Below are 17670 nucleotides of genomic sequence, written 5' to 3' on the forward strand. Positions count from 1 at the left end.
TGTGAACCAGGTGCTCTATGGCGAGCGTTCGCGGAATCCGCTGGCGCGGACCGTCGAGTTGACCGAGGACCGGCTGCGGCGCGGCGGCAGGGTCACGCCGCTCGGCGAGCTGAACCTCGCCGCCATGGCCGAGGCGTTCCAGCGCGGGTGCTGGCTCGGGGCCGGCGGCGCGGAGCGCCCGCTCCAGCGGCTGCCGGAGGGGGCCGGGGTCGTCCCGGTGACCCGCGTCACCGGCACCGCCACGCCGGTGAAGGTGCGGCAGGCCGCCGAGTTCGCGCGCCGGCTCGGGGAGTTGGCGGTACGGCAGTGCGGTGGGCCCGAGCAGGTGGCGGCGCTGGCGGCCCGGGCGCGGGCCGAGGGCGTGCCGCTGTGGATCGCGCGCCGGTTCGCGGCGGGACCCGCCGGGCCGGTCGCCGTCGCCGTGGACCGGCGCCTGGTCCGCGTGGACGTGTGGGGGTCCGGGGCTCCCGTCGTACGGGTCCGGGCGCCCCATGGCTTCCAGCGTGACTCCCCGCAGCCGGCCAAGGGCCTGCTGCTGACCGTCGGGGAGGCGACGGCGCAGCTCAGCCTCGTCAAGAAGCTGCGCAAGTCCAGGAGTTCCGTCGAGGTGCGGCTGCCCGGGCAGCACTGGGTGCTGCGGCGGGAGGACGCGACGAGTTCATGGCTGCTGCGCGACGAACGCCGGGTCGCCCTGCTGACACGCCCCGCCCGCCGACCGGTGCCCGAGCCGGGCACGGTCCTGCTGCCGCTGTCCCCTGTGCGGTACGAGAGCCCCGACCCGCTGGACGCCGTCATGGCCCACGTCTTCGCCGTCGCCTTCGGACTCGGGGACACCACGGGCCTGGCGCGCTTCCGCTCCCAACGACGCCGCCCGGCGGAAAGGGACGAGCCCATCGCCACCGACGAGGGCTGGGACCGCCCCTGGTTCACCAACCTCGGCCGGGGCAGCGACGACAACGAGCCCGGTGGCAGCGACGGTTGGGGCTCGGACGGCGGGGACGGCGGGGATTCCGGTGGTGGCGACGGCGGGGGCGGCGACGGTGGTGGAGGCGGCGGCGACTGAGCGGGGGGCGCCGGCCCGACCGCCCCGGGCGCTCACCGCTACTCGACCTTCGACAGCCGCGCCTCGGGATTGCCCTCCGCGTCGCTCTCCGAGCGGTACAGCAGGTCGTCGCCGGTCGGGATGATCCGGACGGTGTGCGGCTTCGGGTTGCAGCCGCCGTGGTTGGTCTCGCGGCCCACGGAGGTGACGACGAGCTCCTTCGCGGTCACCTGCTTCAGGGTGAGTACGTCATTGCAGGCACCGCCGATCAGGTCGGTCTGGCGGAGGGTGCCGACCTCGTCGCCGACCTCGGCCTTGTGCACGGTGAGCCGGAAGGTGCCCGCCGACAGGGCGCCGTCGAGGACGGTGGCCTTGCCCTCCCAGGTGCCGAGGTAGCGGGCGGGCACCGAGTTCCCGGCCGGGGTGGTGGCCTCCTTGCTGGGCGCCGGGGACGAGGCGGTGTCGGCCCCCGCGTTGGTGTCCTGGTCCCGCCCCGGCAGCAGGTCGAACAGGAACACCGATCCCACCGTCACCGCCGCCATGGCCCCCGCGACCGCCAACGCCACCGTGCAGCTCAGCCTCCGCCCACGCCCGCCCTCCCCCGGCGTGGAGGCCGCCGCGACGGACACGGAGAGCTTGCCGGGGCGCTGGTCCGCAGCCGGGACGGCGTCCTGGGGCGGGGCGGCGTCACGGGGTTCGGGTACGGCGGCGGGCGCCTGGGGCAGGGAAGCCGGCATCACCGGCGGCGGCCCGAACTCCCCCACCGTCGCCGGACGGCTGAAGGCCACAGGACCCGACGCGGCCTCCTCCGCCACGTCCAGGTTCAGCAGCCGTACCGCACCCCGGCTGACCTGCTCGACCAGCGCTCCCGGCAGCCACCCGCCCGCCACCAGCCGGGCCGCCCCGTCCGGAGCGAGCCGGCGGCCCACCTCACCCGGTGTGGGCCGGGCGGCGGGGTCCTTGGCCAGACAGGCGGCCACCAGTTCCCGCAATTCGCCGTCCAGCGAGCCGAGTTCGGGCTCCTCGTGGACGACCTTGTAGAGCAGGGCCGCCGAGGAGTCCCCGGAGAACGGCGGTTCGCCGGTCGCCGCGTACGCCAGGACCGCGCCCAGCGAGAAGACGTCGGCCGCTCCATTGACGCCCTTGCCGATGATCTGCTCGGGCGACATGTAGCCGGGCGAGCCCACCGACACGCCCGTCGAGGTGAGCGACGCCGTGCCGTCCATGGCGCGTGCGATACCGAAGTCGATGAGGAGCGGACCGTCCAGGGTGAGCAGGACGTTCGACGGCTTCACGTCCCGGTGCACCAGGCCCAGTTCATGCACGGCCGCGAGCGCCTCGGCGAGCCCCGCCCCCAGTGCCCGTACCGAATGCGCGGGCAGCGCGCCCGAGTCGGCGACCGCGGACGACAGCGACGGGCCCGCCGCGTACGCCGTGGCCACCCATGGCACCGCCGCGTCCGGTCCTGCGTCCAGCACCGGCGCCGTCCAGGCGCCGCCGACCCGTCGCGCCGCCTCCACCTCGCGGCGGAACCGGGCGCGGAACTCCTCGTCGAGGGCGAGATGCGGATGCACGATCTTCACGGCGACCGTACGGCCGCCCGCGCTGCGGCCCAGGTACACCCGTCCCATGCCGCCGGAGCCGAGCCGGCCGAGCAGCCGGTACGGCCCGACGACCGTGGGCTCGTCCACTCCGAGCGGCTGCATCGGCGTCCACCCCTCCCCCGTACGGCCTCGCGGCCCTTCCCCAGCAGGTTAATGGGCGCGCGTCGCACCCTTCAGCGCTGGAGCAGATCCACCTTCACATCCGCCGGAAATCCCGTCGTCGGCCCCACCCGTCGCGCGAACTCCGCGACCGCCGCCAGCTGCGGGCCGCCGAAACGGAAGTCGAGGGTCGTGAAATACCGCTCCAGCACCCGCTCGTCGAAGGCCTCCCAGCGGGCCGCCTGCTCGGCGACCTTGCCGACCTCCTCCAGGGAGAGGTTGCGGGATTCGAGGAACGCCTCGTGGACCTTGCGGGTGATGACCGGCTCGCGCTCCAGATAGTCCCGGCGGGCCGCCCACACCGCGAAGACGAAGGGCAGCCCGGTCCACTCCTTCCAGAGCGAGCCGAGATCGTGCACCTCCAGGCCGTAGCGCGGGCCGTCGAGGAGGTTGGCCCGCAGCGCGGCGTCTCCGATGAGTACGGCCGCCTCCGCCTCCTGCATCATCAGGCTGAGGTCGGGCGGGCAGGTGTAGTAGTCGGGCCGTACGCCGTAGCGGTCGGCGAGCAGGAGCTGGGCCAGGCGCACCGAGGTGCGCGAGGTCGAGCCGAGGGCCACGCGGGCACCGTCCAGCTCGTCCAGCGGAACCTGGGAGACGATCACGCACGACATCACCGGGCCGTCGCAGCCGACCGCGATATCGGGGAAGGCGACCAGGTCGTCGGCGTTGCGCAGGAATTCGACGAGGGTGATGGGCCCGATGTCGAGATCGCCCCGGACCAGCTGCTCGCTGAGCTTCTCCGGCGTGTCCTTGGTCAGCTCGAAGTCGAGCAGGGTGCCCGTTCTCGCGAGGCCCCAGTACAGGGGCAGGCAGTTCAGGAACTGGATGTGGCCTACGCGCGGCCGAGTGCGGGAATTGTCCACATCGCGAGGCTAGACCCTATGAGGTAGCGTGCAGCCCTCAGGGTGGCGACTCTCCGGTGACACCCAGGTCACCACCTCACCGTCAATCCCGACACGGGGCTTCAAACGTCCGAGTGACGTGATCTTGACCTCTATTGCTTTCGGCTGCCCGCGTGCTAGGCTCGCCGCAAGTTGCAGTTTGGTTTCCCTTGCAGTACAGAGCCTGCGGAGCATGTAACCGCGGGCTCTCGTCGTTTTCAGACGTATGCAGTTGTGCGGGACTTTGTTTTCACACTTGCAGGGTTCTGGAGCAGGGCAACCCTTTGGGCCCAAGGAGGGCTTATGGCTACCGGAACCGTGAAGTGGTTCAACGCCGAAAAGGGCTTTGGCTTCATCGCCCAGGAAGGCGGCGGCCCCGACGTCTTCGTTCACTACTCCGCGATCAACGCGAGCGGCTTCCGTTCGCTGGAGGAGAACCAGCAGGTCTCCTTCGACGTGACCCAGGGCCCGAAGGGCCCGCAGGCGGAGAACGTCACCCCCGTCTGATCATTCGGTCTCGGAGCCTGGTGCTTTGATCCGGAACAGATAGCAGTACCCAAGGAGCCCCGCGCCGCAAGGCGACGGGGCTCCTGCCTTTTGCGCCTGGCGGGCTAGATGTGCTGCATGACCAGCACGAACGTCGTCCCGGGCGCCAGCGCCTCGTACGAGTGCGGCACATCACCGCGATACGCCATGTAGTCGCCGGGCCCCAGCTCGACCTCCTCGCCCCGGGGCCCCGCCTTCACCCGCCCCGTGCCGACGATCAGATGCTCCACACTCCCCGGAATGTGCGGCTCCGACACCCGGGCCGGGCCGGGTTCCGCGCGCAGGTGGTAGAGGTCCCGGCGGGCGCCCGGCGGGCTGGCGGAGAGCAGGGTCGCCACATAGTCCGCCCGCTCGGAGGCGACGGTGGGCCCCTCGCCCGCCCGGATCACCTGTACGGCCGGTGTCGGCGGCTCCACCAGCACACTGAACGGCACCCCGAGCGCGACCCCCAGCGCCCACAGCGTCTCCACGCTGGGGTTCCCACCGCCCGTCTCCAGCTGGGACAGCGTGGACTTCGCGATCCCCGCCCGTTTGGCCAGCTCGGACAGTGACAGTCCGGCCCGGGTGCGCTCGCGGCGCAGGGAGGCGGCGATCCACGTGAGGGGCTCGCTCATGCGGCTCACTTCCCGTTCTGTTCGTTCTGCGGGTACGTTCGTTCGCCTTGACGAACAGGCACCCTCGCGTTCATTCTGGAAAACATGCGTTCGCTTCTCCGAACACCGATGACACCGATGATGGCACCCCTGGTGCGCGACAGTGCACTGGTCTGGCTGGCCAGTGGTGTCGTCGGGCTCTCCTTCGGCGCGATCTCGGTCGCGGGCGGGCTGCCGGTCTGGGTGCCGGTGGTGATGTCGCTGGTCGTGTACGCGGGGTCGGCGCAGTTCAGCGCGGTCGGCGTACTGCTGGCCGGGGGCGGACCGCTGGCCGCGGCTGCCACCGGGCTGCTCCTGAACACCCGTACGGCCGCCTTCAGCCTGGCCGTCTCCGATGTCCTCGGTGGCCGCGGCCGTCTCGCCCGTCTCCTCGGCGCCCACCTCGTCACCGACGAGACGGTGGCCTTCACCCTCGCCCAGCCGGATCCCGTACGACGCCGGGCGGCCTTCTGGGTGAACGGGCTCGGTCTGTTCGCCGCCTGGAACACCGGGGTCCTGGTGGGCGCGCTCGCCGGAACCGCGCTCGGCGACACGGCGACGTACGGACTCGACGCCGCCTTCCCTGCCGTACTGGTGGCTCTGGTCCTGCCGACCCTGCGCACCGACGCCCGCGTCCGGCGCTGCGCGCTGCTCGGCGCCGCGGTGGCCCTCGCGGTGACACCGGCCGTCCCGGCGGGGGTGCCGGTGCTGCTGGCGCTGGCGGGGCTGGTCCGGTACGGCCGCAAGGAGGCGTCGGCGTGAACGCCACGGTCGCCATGATCCTGGCGCTGGCGGTCGGGACGTACGCCTTCCGGCTGGTCGGCCCGGCGCTGCACGGGCGGGTGGAACTGCCCGCGCGGGTCCAGGAGCTGCTGGCGGCGGCCGCGGTGGTGCTGCTCGTGGCGCTGCTGGCGACGGGGGCGCTGACCGAGGGCGGGGGCTTCGCTGGGTGGGCGCGGCCGGCCGGGGTGCTGGTCGGGGGTGTGCTGGCGTGGCGGAGGGCGCCGTTCCCGGTGGTGGTCCTCGGGGCGGCGGGGGTCACGGCGGTACTGCGGGCGGCGGGCTTGGCCTGAGCCGACCCGGCTGGGAAAATCACCAGGTGACAAGCGGTGAAGAGAACGATCACGGGGAAAGCGGCGGCACCCCCGCCAACAACAGGCTGGCGATGGGGATGTCCTTGGGCATCTCCTTCGGCACGGCCATCGGACTCGTCCTGGGGATGACCGTCTTCGACCTGGGGCTCGGGCTCGCCCTGGGGATGTGCACGGGTCTCGCGATCGGCACCGCGATCGGGGCGAGCGCGGCGCGCGGCGGTGGCGGCGAACCGGAAGAGCAGGACGGCGCATAGTCGTCGGCCTTGTCAGTGGCGTTCGCTAGGGTCCCCGGCCATGACCGACGCAGACTTCCTGACCACCACCCGCACCTTCTACGACGCCATCGCCGAGGACTACGCGACCCTCTTCCAGGACGAGCTGGTGGGAAGGCCGCTGGAGCGGGCGCTCCTGACCATGTTCGCCGAACTCGTGGAAGGGGACGGCCCGGTCGCCGACCTCGGCTGCGGCCCCGGTCGCACGACCGCCCGCCTCGCCGGTCTCGGGCTGCCCGTGTTCGGGCTGGACCTGTCGGAGTCGATGCTCGCGATCGCCCGCCGCGAGAACCCGGGGCTGCGGTTCGAGCAGGGCTCGATGATGGAACTGGACCTGGAAGACGGGGCACTGGCCGGCGCGCTGTCCTTCTACTCCTCCATCCACACACCGGTGGACCGGCTGCCCGCCCTCTTCGCGGAGTTCCACCGTGTGCTGGCCCCGGGCGCGCCGCTGTTCGTCGCCTTCCAGGCCGGCGACGAACACCGGCACCACGACCGGCCCTTCGGCCACCCGGTCGCACTCACCTTCCAGCGGCGGCGGCCGGAGGACATGGTCGAGTTGCTGACGAGGGCCGGCTTCGCCCTCGTCTCCCGTACGGTCCGCGAGCCGGACCCGGCGCTGGACGAGACGGTCCCGCAGGCGTTCCTGATCGCCCGGAAACCGGCGGCTTAAAGGCTCCCCGCCAGGTCCCTCGCCGCGATGTACCCGAACGTCATCGCCGGCCCGATCGTCGAGCCCGCGCCCGCATAGCTGTGCCCCATGACGGCCGCGCTCGCGTTGCCCGCGGCGTACAGGCCCCGGATGACGGAGCCGTCCTCCCGCAGTACCCGGGCGCGGGCGTCCGTGACGAGGCCGCCCTTGGTGCCGAGGTCGCCGGGGACGATACGGAAGGCGTGGTACGGGGGCAGCCAGAGCGGGGCGAGGCAGGAGTTGGGCAGCACGGACGGGTCCGTGTAGTAGTGGTCGTAGGCGCTGTCGCCCCGATGGAAGTCGGGGTCCTTCCCTTTCAGGGACTGCGAGTTGAAGCGGTCCACCGTGGTGCGCAGGGCCGCCGCCGGGACGCCGATCGAGCCGGCGAGCGCATCCAGGGTCCAGGCCTTGTGCGCGGTGCCCGAGGCGTACCAGTCGGCGGGCAGCGGCAGGGCCGGCAGGACGTCCTTGAAGAGGTAGCGGTTGCGGTAGTTCTGGTCGACGATCAGCCAGGACGGGATGGCGGGGTCGGTGCCGTTGACGTCGTACATGGTGTGGACGACGTCGCTGTAGGGCGCGGCCTCGTTGACGAAGCGGGTGCCGCCGGCGTCGATCAGCAGGCCGCCGGGGAGGGTGCGTTCGGCCAGGCAGAAGTACGGCTGGCCGGGAACCGGGATCGCGGGGCCCCACCAGGCGTCGTCCATGAGGCCGAGGGCGGCGCCCAGACGCTGACCGGCCCGGATGCCGTCGCCGGTGTTCTCCTTCGCGCCGACCGTCCAGTCCGTGCCGATGGGCTGGCGCTGGTACTGCGCGCGCATCGCCGCGTTGTGCTCGAAGCCACCCGAGCCGACGATGACGCCGCGGCGGGCGCGAACCAGGCCGGGAGCACCGTCCCGGGTGACGACCGCTCCGCTCACGGCACCGCCCTCGACATACAGGTCGCTCAGCGGTGTGCCGAGCCACACGGGCACCCCGGCCGAGCGCAGCCCCAGTCGCAGCCCGGCCGCCAGCGACTGCCCCATGGTCAGCGGCTTCTCCCCGCGCAGCGCCGCCGCCGTGCCCCGCGCGAGGCACTCCGCGGCCACCGCGGCCCCCTTGAGGTTCACCGCGGCCAGGGCGAGCCACTTGTAGTCGGCGCTGAAGACGACCATGCCGGCGGGCACGTCCATGTACGGCGGGTTCAGCCGGGCAAGTTCGGCGCCCAGGAGGTTGCCGTCGAGCTGGTCGGGCTCGACGGAGCGACCGTTCGGCAGGCCGCCTGGCAGCTCGGGGTAGTAGTCGCTGTACCCCTCCATCCAGCGGAAGCGCAGGGGGCTGCTCGCCATGACGAAGGAGAGCATCGCCGGGCCGTGGGCGAGGAAGGCCCGCTGCCGGTCGGCGGGCACGTCCGGGCCGACGACGGCGGCGAGATAGGCGGCGGCCTTCGCTGGGGTGTCCGGTACGCCCGCCGCGAGCAGCACGGAGTTGTTGGGGATCCAGATCCCGGCGCCGGACCGGGCGGCGGATCCGCCGAAGGTGGGCGCCTTCTCCAGCACCACACAGCTCAGGCCCTGCCGGGCGGCGGTGAGCGCGGCGGTCATGCCGGCGGCCCCGGAGCCGACGACCACGACGTCGTACGTGCCGAGCAGGGGCAGGTCGGCCGCGTGGGCGGCGGTGAGCCCGAGGGAGGCCGTGACCGTGCCCGCGGCACCGGCGGCGAGGACGTGTCTTCGGGAAGGGTGCGCGCTGATGGTCATGGGCCAGCTCCCGCCTGGACGGCTCCGCATTTCTGAGGGTGTGTCAGAAATGCGAATGTGACGCGGATGCCTTGTGAAGTCAAGCGCGGAGCACGGCAGTTGACGTGCGACATGCGCGGTGGGTCGGCACCCGCCCCCCTCCCCCGCCATGGTCCGGACTCCGGCGGAGGCGAGGAGCGGGTTGCCGCCCGGGCCCTTCCGAAATCGTCGTCCATCGGGCAAAGCCCAGTCAATCCTTGGGATTTGTCATCGGACCCAAGCATTAACTTGGAGGTCATGACCCTCGATGACCTACGGGTGTTCGTGGCCGTGTGCCGGGCCGGAAGTCTCAGCGCGGTGGCGCGGGAGCTGGGCTGCACCCAGTCCGCGGTGAGCCAGCATGTGAAACGGCTGGAGCGGGAGACCGGCGTCGCCCTGCTGGAGCGCCAGCCCCGGGGCGTGGTGCCCACGCAGGCGGGGCGGGTGCTGGAGGCGGCCGCCGCCGAGGGGATATCCGGGCTGGACCTCGCGGTACGACAGCTGCGGGATCTCCTCGACGGCGACAGCGGGTCCGTACGGGTGGCGACGGGGGCGACGACCGTACGGCACTTCATGTCGGAGGCCGTCGTCGCGTACCGGCGCCGCCATCCCCGGGTCAACCTGGAGTTCCGCACGGTCAGTTCGGGCCGGGGCAGCTTCGACGCGCTCGCCGACGGCACGCTCGACCTGGCCTGGATCACCCTCGGCCCGCCGGTGCGCGGTATCGAGCAGCGGCCGGTGGTGGAGTTGCCGTGGGTCCTCGCGGTACGGGCCGACGATCCGCTGGCCCTGCGGCCGTACGTCGACGCCGGCACCGATCTGGCGGACGTACGGCTGATCCGGCTGCCGCCGAACTCGGCCTCGGCGGCTCATCTGGACGCCGCCTGCGCCGAGTCGGGCGTCCGGTTCGCGCACGACACGAGCGTCGCCGACTGGGACACGGCGCTGCTGCTGGCCGAGCTGGGGGTCGGGCGGGCGGTGGTGCCCGCGCTGCCGGGGCTGCGGGTGCCCGGCGACGGCGATCTGCGGCTCGTCCCCGTCCCCGGGCTGCGGCCGCTGCCGGTCGGCTGGGCCGTGCGCCGCTGGGAGGCGCTCAGCCCGCCGGCGCGGGCCTTCGCGGACCTGGTGGAGAGCTGTCGCACCCGGCCCTGAGCGGCTACTTCAGTCCGATCGCCGCGCAGTCCGCCGCGTACTCGGGGGTGCAGATCTGGTCGGCGGTGTAGACGCCGTCCCGGATCACCGTCTCCTCGATGTTGTTCTTCGTGAGGGCGACCACCGACACCAGCTGTGCCGGGATGTCGTCCTGGGTGGGGCTGTCGACCGAGTCCTGGGTGAGCGCGTCGAACTCGATGTCGCGGCCCTGGACCTTGTACACGGCCATCTTCGCGGCGTTGGTCGCCTCGAGCAGGAAGGACTTGTACACGGTCATGAACTGCTCGCCCGAGACGACCCGCTGCACCGCGTCCAGGTTCGCGTCCTGCCCGGTCACCGGCGGGATCTTGCTCGCGCCCGCCTCCTTGAAGGCCTTGATGACACCGTCCGCCAAGCCGTCGCTCGCCGAATAGACGGCGGCGATGTTGCCGATGCCGACGGAGGCGATCGCCTTCTTCATGTTGGCCTGGGCGGCCTCGGGCGACCACTTGTCGGTGTCGTACTTCTTGACGATGTTCACCTGGCCGTCGAGCTCGCCGAGGGCGCCCTTCTTGACCAGTCCCGTGTTCGGGTCGGCGGGGTCGCCGTTCATCATGACGACCTTGCTCGTCGCGGCCTTGGAGCCGAGGTCCTCGACGAGGGAGCGGCCCTGGACCTCGCCGACGAGTTCGTTGTCGTGGGAGACATAGGCGTCGATGGGCCCCTGGGCCAGACGGTCGTAGGCGATGACCGGAATGCCGGCGTCCTTCGCCTTCTGCACATCCGACGCGATGGCCTTGGAGTCCAGCGCGTCCACCAGGATGACGTCCACCTCGTCGGAGATCATCTGCTGGAACTGCCGGCTCTGCTTCTCGGGGCTCGCCTCGGCGTTGGCGTAGACGACCTTGCCCTTGTTCTTGGTGAGCGTGCCGACTTCCTTCTTGATGAGCGGGTAGTCGAACTTCTCGAAACGTGCCGTGTCCTTGTCGGGCAGCAGCAGTCCCACCGTGATGTCGTCCCCCTTCTCCGGCGCTGCCGAGCTGTCACCGCCTCCGATGCCGTCGATGACACCGCAGGCGGTGAGCGACAGGGCCGAGGCGCAGGCCAGGAGGGCCGTGCCTATGCGGTGCGCGGGGGAGGTGTGGGGGGTACGAGCGTTCACTACTGGGCCTTCCGAGCGGAGGAGCGGCGGTGCTACCCGGGTTGGCGGTAGCCAACGCGGGGACGCCATGTCACGTCAAGCGGTTGTCGTAACGAGAGTGCAACCGTTTTCCGCGACGGTGCCCGCGAGGTGGTGATCGACGGCGGCCGAGCCGCTATCCACGGTCGGTGTCGCTCGTGTACAACCCCTCCACCTCCGCCGCGAAGTCCCGCATCACCGCTTCCCGGCGCAGCTTCATCGACGGGGTCAGATGGCCGTCCATCTCGGTGAAGTCCGTCGGCAGGATCGTGAAGCGGCGGATCGACTCCGGGCGGGACACCAGCTTGTTCGCCTCGTCGATGGCGCGTTGCAGGATCGCCTTCAACTCGTGGTCGTCCACGAGGAGTTCGGCGGGGACGGAGTGCTTGCCGTTCATCCGGCGCCAGTGCGTGACGCCGTCCATGTCCAGGGTGATCAGGGCGGAGACATAGGGGCGGCGGTCGCCGAGGACCATGCACTGGGAGATCAGCGGGTGCGAGCGCAGCCAGTTCTCCAGGGGCGCCGGGGCCACGCTCTTGCCGCCGGCCGTGATCAGCAGTTCCTTCTTGCGGCCGGTGATGGTGAGGTAGCCCTCGTCGTCGAGGGCGCCGATGTCTCCCGTGGGCAGCCAGCCGTCCGCGGCCGCCGGGACGACGCCGCCCGCGGCCGGGTCCCAGTAGCCGCGCAGCACCTGGTCACCGGCGATGAGGATCTCGCCGTCGGCGGCGATACGGATACGGGTGCCGGGGAGCGGCCAACCGACCGTGCCCAGGCGGGGCTTGAGCGGCGGTGTCACCGTGGCCGCGCCCGTCGTCTCGGTCAGGCCGTAGCCCTCGTAGATCTCGATGCCCGCCCCGGCGTAGAAGGCGGCGAGGCGCCGGCCGAGGGGGGAGCCGCCGCAGATCGCGTACTTCACGCGGCCGCCCATCGCGTTGCGGATACGGCGGTAGACCAACGGGTCGTAGAAGGCGCGGGCCGTCTTCAGCGCCGCGCCCGGGCCCGATCCCGTGCCGCCCGCCTTGGCCTCCAGCGCCTCGCCGTAGCGCTCGGCCACCGATGCCGCGCGGTCGAAGGAGGAGACACGGCCGCCGGTCTCGGCCTTGGCGCGGGCTCTGTTGAAGACCTTCTCCAGCATGTAGGGGATGGTGAGGAGACAGGTGGGGCGGAATGCCGCCAGGTCGGGGAGGAGTTCCTCGGCCTTCAGACTCGGCGCGTGGCCGAGGCGCACCCTGGCCCGAATGCACGCGACGGCCACCATGCGTCCGAAGACATGCGACATGGGCAGGAAGAGCAGCACCGAGGCCTCTTCGCTGGTCCGGGTCTTGAAGATCGGGTAGAGCAGTTCGACGGCGTTGTCCACCTCGGCGAAGAAATTTCCGTGGGTCAGGGCGCAGCCCTTGGGGCGGCCCGTCGTACCGGACGTGTAGATCAGCGTCGCCAGCGTGTCGGGCACCAGCATGCCCCGCCTGACGCCCACCTCCCCGTCCGGCTGCTGCGCGCCGAGCTCGCCCAGCCGCTCGACGTGGCCCTTGTCCATCACCCACATGTGCCGCAGATCGGGTACCCGGTCCAGCTCGGGGCCGAGGGCGGCCGCCTGGGCACTGGTCTCGGTGACCAGGGCCACCGCGCCGGAGTCCTGGAGGATCCAACGCGTCTGGAAGACGGAGGAGGTGGGGTAGACCGGCACCGTCACCAGCCCGGCCGCCCATGCCGCGAAGTCGAGCAGCGTCCACTCATAGACCGTGCGGGCCATGATCGCGATCCGGTCGCCGGGCATCATCCCCTCGGCGATCAACCCCTTCGCCACCGCCTGCACCTGCTCGGCGAACTGAGCCGCCGTCACATCCACCCACCGCCCGTCCTCCGCCCTGCGGCTGAGCACCACGGCGTCGGGTGCGGCGGCCGCGTTGTCGAACGGCAGATCCCCGAGGGAGCCATGGGTCACCGACGGCGCGAACGGCGGTACGTACGCCTCCCGCACGACACCGTCCAGCCGCCGTGTCTCGGGCTGTACGAGGTTCGGGCCGGGGGCGTCGTCGTAGGCGGCCGAGGGGGCGAAGGACGGAAGCGAGGTCGACACGGGCGGCTCCTGCGACGGGCTTGCAGCGGAGAAAACTGCTTGCTGCATGAGGTACGTGCCTCGCGCACCATGGCGTTCACCTGCGGAGGCCTGCGGAAAGGGGTTACCGCTGGTTAGGCAGGTGATCGTACGGCTCGCGCGTGTGGGGGTTGTGCGGGTTCGGCGGTGGTACGGAGCCGGGTATGTGCAACCTCGGGGGTTATGTGAGGGGTACTCAGCTTCGCCTCACCTGATCCTTACCTTCGCTCAAGGATCGCGGTCACCCCCTGCCCGCCGGCCGCGCACACCGAGATCAGCCCGCGCCCCGAACCCCCTTGCTCCGCCAGCGTCTTGGCCAGCGTCGCCACGATCCGCGCACCGGTCGCCGCGAAGGGATGACCGGTCGCCAGCGACGAGCCGGTGACATTCAGCCGAGCCCGCTCCACGGGGTCGAGCCCCCGCTTCTCCCACGCCGCCAGCGTGGCCAGCACCTGGGAGGCGAAGGCCTCATGGATCTCCACGAACTCGAAGTCGGCGAGGCCGAGCCCGGCACGCTCCAGCATGCGCGGGACAGCGTACGCCGGTGCCATCAGCAGCCCGTCCTCACCATCGGCGACATCACCCCGTACGAAGTCCACGGCCGCCGTCTCGTACGCCGTGAGGTAGGCCAGCGGCTCCAGCCCTCTGCGCTCCGCCCACTCCTCGCTCGCCAGCAGCACCACCGCCGCCCCGTCCGTCAGCGGCGTCGAATTGCCCGCCGTCATCGTCGGGTCGTCCCTGTCCAGGCCGAACACCGGCTTCAGCCCGGCGAGTTTCTCCGGTGTCGAACCGGGCCGCAGATTCTGGTCCCGCTCCAGACCCCGGAAGGGCACGACCAGGTCCTGGAAGAAGCCGCGTTCGTACGCCGCAGCCAACCGCCGATGGCTCGTCGCCGCCAACTCGTCCTGCGCCTCCCGGGAAACGCCCCAGGCACGGGCCGTGACGGCGGCGTGCTCGCCCATGGAGAGCCCGGTGCGCGGCTCGGCGTTGCGGGGGATGTCCGGGACGAGGTGGGACGGCCGCACCCGGGCCAGCGCCCTGACCCGCCCGCCCAGCGACTTGGCCCGCCGCGCCTCCAGCAGGATGCGACGCAGCTCGTCATTGACGCCGAGGGGCGCGTCGCTCGCCGTGTCCGCGCCACCCGCGATCGCCGACTCGGTCTGACCGAGCGCGATCTTGTTCGCGGCGGCGATGACGGCCTGAAGTCCGGTGCCACAGGCCTGCTGGATGTCGTACGCGGGCGTACGCGCGTCCAGCTTCGAGCCGAGCACGGTCTCGCGGGCGAGATTGAAGTCACGGCTGTGCTTCAGCACCGCCCCGGCGACCAGCTCACCGACCATGCCCGGATCGCCCAGCCCGTACCGCTCGACCAGGCCGTCGACCACCGCCGTGAGCATGTCCTGGTTGGACGCGGTGGCGTACGGGCCGTCGGAGCGGGCAAACGGAATACGGGTGCCGCCGATGACCGCCACGCGCCGGACCGCCGGCGCCAACAGGGAGCTCATCTCCACCCTCTCCTCACCTCCACCATGGACTTACCTCGGGTAACCTTACTCCGGAGTCAGTACCGGAGCACTGGGAGTGGCACATGGCCGACCGCTATCTGAGCTTCACGGGCACAGCGCCCGGCCGCTTCCTCACCCGCCGGCTCGGACTGCCGCAACCCGCGGCCCTCAAACGCTGGTCACCACAGAGGCCCGCACTGGAGGGCGCCCGGCTCCTGCTGACCGCCGGCAAGTCGGACCTGGACCTGGCCTCGACGGACCTGGCCCTGACCACGACCGGACCCGAACTGACGGCCCCCGCCGAGAAGCCCGCCGCCGTCGTCCTGGACGCCACCGGGGTCCGGGACGTCGAGACGCTCGCCGAGGTGCACGCCGCCCTGCACCCGGTGCTGCGGTCGGTCGCCGACAGCGGCCGGATCGTCGTCCTCGGCGCTCCCCTCGACCCCGCCGACCATCACCAGGCCGCCGTCCAGCAGGCCCTGGAGGGCTTCACGCGCTCGCTCGGCAAGGAGGTCGGCCGGGGCAGGACCGTGAACCTCATCCGCCTGACGGACGCACCCGCCGCCGGGTCGACTCTCCGTTTCCTCCTTTCTCCCAAGTCGGCTTATGTCAGTGGGCAGGTCATCGAGGTGGGCACGACCGGGGTCGGGACGGCCGCGGTTGGCTCGGCCCACACGGGCTCGACCGAGGCGGACTCGACCAGGGCGGGCTTGGCCGAAGCGGGCTTGGCCAAGGCAAGCTCGACCGAAGCAGGCTCGACCCAGGCAGGTTCGCCGCGCGCCGCCGGTGCCGTGCCCGGCGTCCCCGACCGCTCCCCCGCCGACCCCGAGCACCCCCTCGCCGGTCGCATCGCCCTCGTCACCGGTGCCGCGCGGGGTATCGGTGAGGCCGTCGCCGAGACGTTGGCCAGGGACGGTGCCCGGGTCGTCGTGCTCGATGTGCCGTCAGCCGAGCAGGATGCCCGGCGGGTGGCCGACCGGCTCGGCGGCATCGCGCTCGCGCTCGACATCACCGCCCCCGACGCCGGCGCGCGCATCGCGGACGCCTTGCCGGACGGACTGGACGTCCTGGTGCACAACGCCGGCATCACCCGTGACCGACGGCTGGTCAACATGCCCGCCGAGCGCTGGAGTTCGGTGCTCGACGTCAATCTCGCGAGTGTGCTGCGCACGACGGACGCGCTGCTGGCCGGCGGGACGCTCCGGCGGGGCGGCCGGATCGTGGCGACGGCGTCGATCGCGGGGCTGGCCGGGAACGCCGGGCAGACCAACTACGGTGCGAGCAAGGCGGGCATCGCCGGTCTGGTCCGCTCACTGGCGCCGCGTGCTCTGGCTGAGCACGGGGTGACGGTGAACGCGGTCGCGCCGGGCTTCATCGAGACGAGGATGACCGCCGCCGTCCCGCTGTTCATCCGGGAGGCGGGGCGGCGGATGAACTCGCTGGCGCAGGGCGGGCTGCCGATCGATGTCGCCGAGACGACCGCGTGGCTGGCGGACCCGGGCTCAGGAGCCGTCAACGGGCAGGTCGTACGCGTATGCGGCCAGAGCCTTCTGGGGGCCTGATGGATCTCGTCCTCACCCGTGCTCCTTCCCTTCCGCCGCTGTTCACGCAGGGCGCCCTGCTGTCACTCTTCAAACGTCCGGGGCCCGACGCCGAGTTCCCGCGTACCCGCCTCGTTCTGCCGGGACTTCGCATCGACCTCGCCCGGCTGTCCTCGTACGAGAGGGTGTGCGGCTTCCCCACCGGGGAGGACGCCCTGCCGGTGACGTATCCGCATGTGCTGGGCTTTCCGCTGGCGATGCGGCTTATGAGCGGCCGGGAGTTCCCGCTGCCGCTGCTCGGGCTCGTCCACACGTCGATCTCGATCACCCAGCACACAGCTCTCCCGGCCACCGGGGAGTACGAACTCTCCGTGCGGGTCGACGGGTTGGCGCCGCATCGGCGCGGCACGGAAGCCGCCGTGATCACCGAGCTGCGGGCCGGTGACGAGGTCGTGTGGGAGTCGAGGAGTACGTATCTGGCTCGGCATCGCACGTCACGCCAGGCCCCCACGATCGCGGAGGCCGCTGAGGCTTCCGAGTCGGCGCAGGACGTGCGCAAGCCGCTGCCCGATGTCGCCGAGTGGCGCCTCGCCGGTGATGTCGGCCGCCGCTACGGCGCCGCCTCCGGCGACCGCAACCCCATCCACCTGCACCCTCTCAGCGCCCGCCTGTTCGGCTTCCCGAGGGCCATCGCGCACGGCATGTGGACGGTGGCCCGCTGTCTCGCCGCGCACGGGGTGCCCGAACGGGTCCGGGTGGACGCCCGGTTCCGGGCGCCGGTGCTGCTGCCGGGGACGGTGACCTACGCGGCCGAGGGTGGCCGGTTCGAGCTGCGGGGCGGCGCGGACCGGCTGCATGTGGCCGGGGAGGTCTATCCGCTCGCCTCGTGAGCGGCGTCCGGCGGTGTCCAGGGCTGTCCGTCCATCAGGTTGCCCAGCCCGGACCACGCGAAGTTCATCAAGGTGGCCGCCGCCTGTCGCGCCGTCACGCCCGGGGTGGCGTTGGCCCAGTCCGCGAGCGCCTCGGCGGCCCCCACCAGGGCCTCGGCGAGACCGACGACATCGCTCTCGGGGAAGTCGGGGTCGCGGTGCGCCTCGCGGGCGGCGGCGAGGATCAGCTGGGTCACGAACGCCACGATCTCCGCCCTCATCGCGGCGGCCTCGGAGGCGAACGGCTCGCCATGGGTGCGGGCCTGGAGGTGCAGCACGGACCAGCCGTCCGGGTTCAGCGAGGTGTGCGCGAAGAACGCGCCGAGGCCTTCCCAGAGTTGGCGGTCGGCGGGCAGCTCGCGCCGGACGCCGGCGCGCACGGCCGCGGTGAGCGCGGCGGCCTCGCGGCGGATGCAGGCGGTGAACAGATCTTCCTTGGAGTTCAGATACAGGTACACCAACGGCTTGGACACGCCGGCGAGTTCGGCGATCTCGTCCATCGACGCGGCCATGTACCCGCGCTGCCCGAAGGTCCGCACGGCGGCATCCAGCATCTGCTGCTCACGGACGGCCCGCGGCATCCGCTTGGTCTTGACAGCACCCATGCCGAT

Annotated in this window: 17 protein-coding genes; 9 read left to right on the top strand and 8 right to left on the bottom strand. The window is 71.8% G+C overall.

The window, feature by feature from the left end:
* Position 1 precedes the first annotated feature (1 nt).
* Positions 2 to 1063: a hypothetical protein gene (locus IE325_RS32800; RefSeq protein ID WP_190073743.1), complete on the top strand. Its 1062-nt coding sequence runs from the start codon at positions 2 to 4 to the stop codon at positions 1061 to 1063.
* A 38-nt stretch (positions 1064 to 1101) separates the two neighbouring features.
* Here IE325_RS32800 and IE325_RS32805 read toward each other — a convergent pair whose 3' ends face one another.
* Both IE325_RS32805 and IE325_RS32810 read right to left on the bottom strand, forming a co-directional pair.
* A complete protein-coding gene (locus IE325_RS32805; protein WP_190073744.1) occupies positions 1102 to 2748 on the bottom strand; it encodes a serine/threonine-protein kinase in 1647 nt (548 codons plus the stop codon).
* A gap of 71 nt (positions 2749 to 2819) precedes the next feature.
* On the bottom strand, positions 2820 to 3668 hold the full coding sequence (locus tag IE325_RS32810) for a menaquinone biosynthetic enzyme MqnA/MqnD family protein (RefSeq protein WP_190073745.1): 849 nt from the start codon (positions 3666 to 3668) through the stop codon (positions 2820 to 2822).
* Between the two features lie 321 nt (positions 3669 to 3989).
* On the opposite strand from IE325_RS32810, the gene IE325_RS32815 reads away from it, so the two are divergent.
* Positions 3990 to 4193 (top strand): cold-shock protein, encoded by a 204-nt coding sequence (locus IE325_RS32815; protein ID WP_003992177.1) that lies wholly within the window; start codon positions 3990 to 3992, stop codon positions 4191 to 4193.
* 104 nt (positions 4194 to 4297) lie between these two features.
* Here IE325_RS32815 and IE325_RS32820 read toward each other — a convergent pair whose 3' ends face one another.
* Positions 4298 to 4846, bottom strand: a complete 549-nt coding sequence (locus IE325_RS32820; protein ID WP_190073746.1) for a helix-turn-helix domain-containing protein — start codon at positions 4844 to 4846, stop codon at positions 4298 to 4300.
* Positions 4847 to 4930: 84 nt separating this feature from the next.
* Between IE325_RS32820 and IE325_RS32825 the strand changes: the two genes are divergently transcribed.
* From IE325_RS32825 to IE325_RS32840, 4 genes are read left to right on the top strand one after another with little or no spacing between them, the layout of a single operon-like run.
* Complete coding sequence (locus IE325_RS32825) at positions 4931 to 5626, top strand: AzlC family ABC transporter permease (protein WP_190073747.1); 696 nt, start codon at positions 4931 to 4933, stop codon at positions 5624 to 5626.
* A 14-nt stretch (positions 5627 to 5640) separates the two neighbouring features.
* The gene (locus IE325_RS32830) at positions 5641 to 5937 is read left to right on the top strand and encodes an AzlD domain-containing protein (RefSeq protein WP_373315266.1); all 297 of its coding nucleotides are present in this window, start codon (positions 5641 to 5643) and stop codon (positions 5935 to 5937) included.
* Positions 5938 to 5963: 26 nt separating this feature from the next.
* Positions 5964 to 6212: a glycine zipper domain-containing protein gene (locus IE325_RS32835; protein WP_190073749.1), complete on the top strand. Its 249-nt coding sequence runs from the start codon at positions 5964 to 5966 to the stop codon at positions 6210 to 6212.
* Between the two features lie 40 nt (positions 6213 to 6252).
* A complete protein-coding gene (locus IE325_RS32840) occupies positions 6253 to 6903 on the top strand; it encodes a class I SAM-dependent methyltransferase (protein ID WP_190073750.1) in 651 nt (216 codons plus the stop codon).
* On the opposite strand, the gene kstD is transcribed toward IE325_RS32840, so the two are convergent.
* Complete coding sequence (kstD, locus tag IE325_RS32845) at positions 6900 to 8657, bottom strand: 3-oxosteroid 1-dehydrogenase (RefSeq protein ID WP_190073751.1); 1758 nt, start codon at positions 8655 to 8657, stop codon at positions 6900 to 6902. The two genes, IE325_RS32840 and kstD, sit on opposite strands and share 4 nt — an antisense overlap.
* 276 nt (positions 8658 to 8933) lie before the next feature.
* Between kstD and IE325_RS32850 the strand changes: the two genes are divergently transcribed.
* Entirely contained in the window at positions 8934 to 9827 is an 894-nt protein-coding gene (locus tag IE325_RS32850; RefSeq protein WP_190073752.1) for a LysR family transcriptional regulator, read from the top strand.
* Positions 9828 to 9831: 4 nt separating this feature from the next.
* On the opposite strand, the gene IE325_RS32855 is transcribed toward IE325_RS32850, so the two are convergent.
* From IE325_RS32855 to IE325_RS32865, 3 genes are all read right to left on the bottom strand, one after another.
* Positions 9832 to 10968, bottom strand: a complete 1137-nt coding sequence (locus IE325_RS32855) for a sugar ABC transporter substrate-binding protein (protein WP_229912167.1) — start codon at positions 10966 to 10968, stop codon at positions 9832 to 9834.
* A gap of 154 nt (positions 10969 to 11122) precedes the next feature.
* Positions 11123 to 13066, bottom strand: coding sequence for an AMP-dependent synthetase/ligase (locus IE325_RS32860; RefSeq protein WP_190073754.1), 1944 nt, complete (start codon positions 13064 to 13066; stop codon positions 11123 to 11125).
* 236 nt (positions 13067 to 13302) lie between these two features.
* Positions 13303 to 14589: an acetyl-CoA C-acetyltransferase gene (locus IE325_RS32865; RefSeq protein ID WP_190073755.1), complete on the bottom strand. Its 1287-nt coding sequence runs from the start codon at positions 14587 to 14589 to the stop codon at positions 13303 to 13305.
* Positions 14590 to 14672: 83 nt separating this feature from the next.
* Here IE325_RS32865 and IE325_RS32870 point away from each other — a divergent pair, with 83 nt between their 5' ends.
* Complete coding sequence (locus IE325_RS32870; protein WP_190073756.1) at positions 14673 to 16151, top strand: 3-oxoacyl-ACP reductase; 1479 nt, start codon at positions 14673 to 14675, stop codon at positions 16149 to 16151.
* Positions 16151 to 17020, top strand: a complete 870-nt coding sequence (locus tag IE325_RS32875) for a MaoC/PaaZ C-terminal domain-containing protein (RefSeq protein WP_190073757.1) — start codon at positions 16151 to 16153, stop codon at positions 17018 to 17020. Before IE325_RS32870 ends, IE325_RS32875 begins: the two co-directional genes overlap by 1 nt.
* On the opposite strand, the gene IE325_RS32880 is transcribed toward IE325_RS32875, so the two are convergent.
* A complete protein-coding gene (locus tag IE325_RS32880; RefSeq protein ID WP_190073758.1) occupies positions 17002 to 17664 on the bottom strand; it encodes a TetR/AcrR family transcriptional regulator in 663 nt (220 codons plus the stop codon). The genes IE325_RS32875 and IE325_RS32880 overlap by 19 nt on opposite strands.
* Positions 17665 to 17670: the final 6 nt, after the last annotated feature.

Source organism: Streptomyces lanatus, assembly GCF_014655715.1.
GTDB classification, from domain to species: domain Bacteria; phylum Actinomycetota; class Actinomycetes; order Streptomycetales; family Streptomycetaceae; genus Streptomyces; species Streptomyces lanatus.

Coding starts and splice junctions, on each gene's coding strand:
- IE325_RS32805 (WP_190073744.1), bottom strand. CDS start 2,748: ATGCAGCCGCTCGGAGTGGACGAGCCCACGGTCGTCGGGCCGTACCGG.
- IE325_RS32815 (WP_003992177.1), top strand. CDS start 3,990: ATGGCTACCGGAACCGTGAAGTGGTTCAACGCCGAAAAGGGCTTTGGC.
- IE325_RS32820 (WP_190073746.1), bottom strand. CDS start 4,846: ATGAGCGAGCCCCTCACGTGGATCGCCGCCTCCCTGCGCCGCGAGCGC.
- IE325_RS32825 (WP_190073747.1), top strand. CDS start 4,931: ATGCGTTCGCTTCTCCGAACACCGATGACACCGATGATGGCACCCCTG.
- IE325_RS32830 (WP_373315266.1), top strand. CDS start 5,641: ATGATCCTGGCGCTGGCGGTCGGGACGTACGCCTTCCGGCTGGTCGGC.
- IE325_RS32840 (WP_190073750.1), top strand. CDS start 6,253: ATGACCGACGCAGACTTCCTGACCACCACCCGCACCTTCTACGACGCC.
- kstD (WP_190073751.1), bottom strand. CDS start 8,657: ATGACCATCAGCGCGCACCCTTCCCGAAGACACGTCCTCGCCGCCGGT.
- IE325_RS32850 (WP_190073752.1), top strand. CDS start 8,934: ATGACCCTCGATGACCTACGGGTGTTCGTGGCCGTGTGCCGGGCCGGA.
- IE325_RS32865 (WP_190073755.1), bottom strand. CDS start 14,589: ATGAGCTCCCTGTTGGCGCCGGCGGTCCGGCGCGTGGCGGTCATCGGC.
- IE325_RS32870 (WP_190073756.1), top strand. CDS start 14,673: ATGGCCGACCGCTATCTGAGCTTCACGGGCACAGCGCCCGGCCGCTTC.
- IE325_RS32875 (WP_190073757.1), top strand. CDS start 16,151: ATGGATCTCGTCCTCACCCGTGCTCCTTCCCTTCCGCCGCTGTTCACG.
- IE325_RS32880 (WP_190073758.1), bottom strand. CDS start 17,664: ATGGGTGCTGTCAAGACCAAGCGGATGCCGCGGGCCGTCCGTGAGCAG.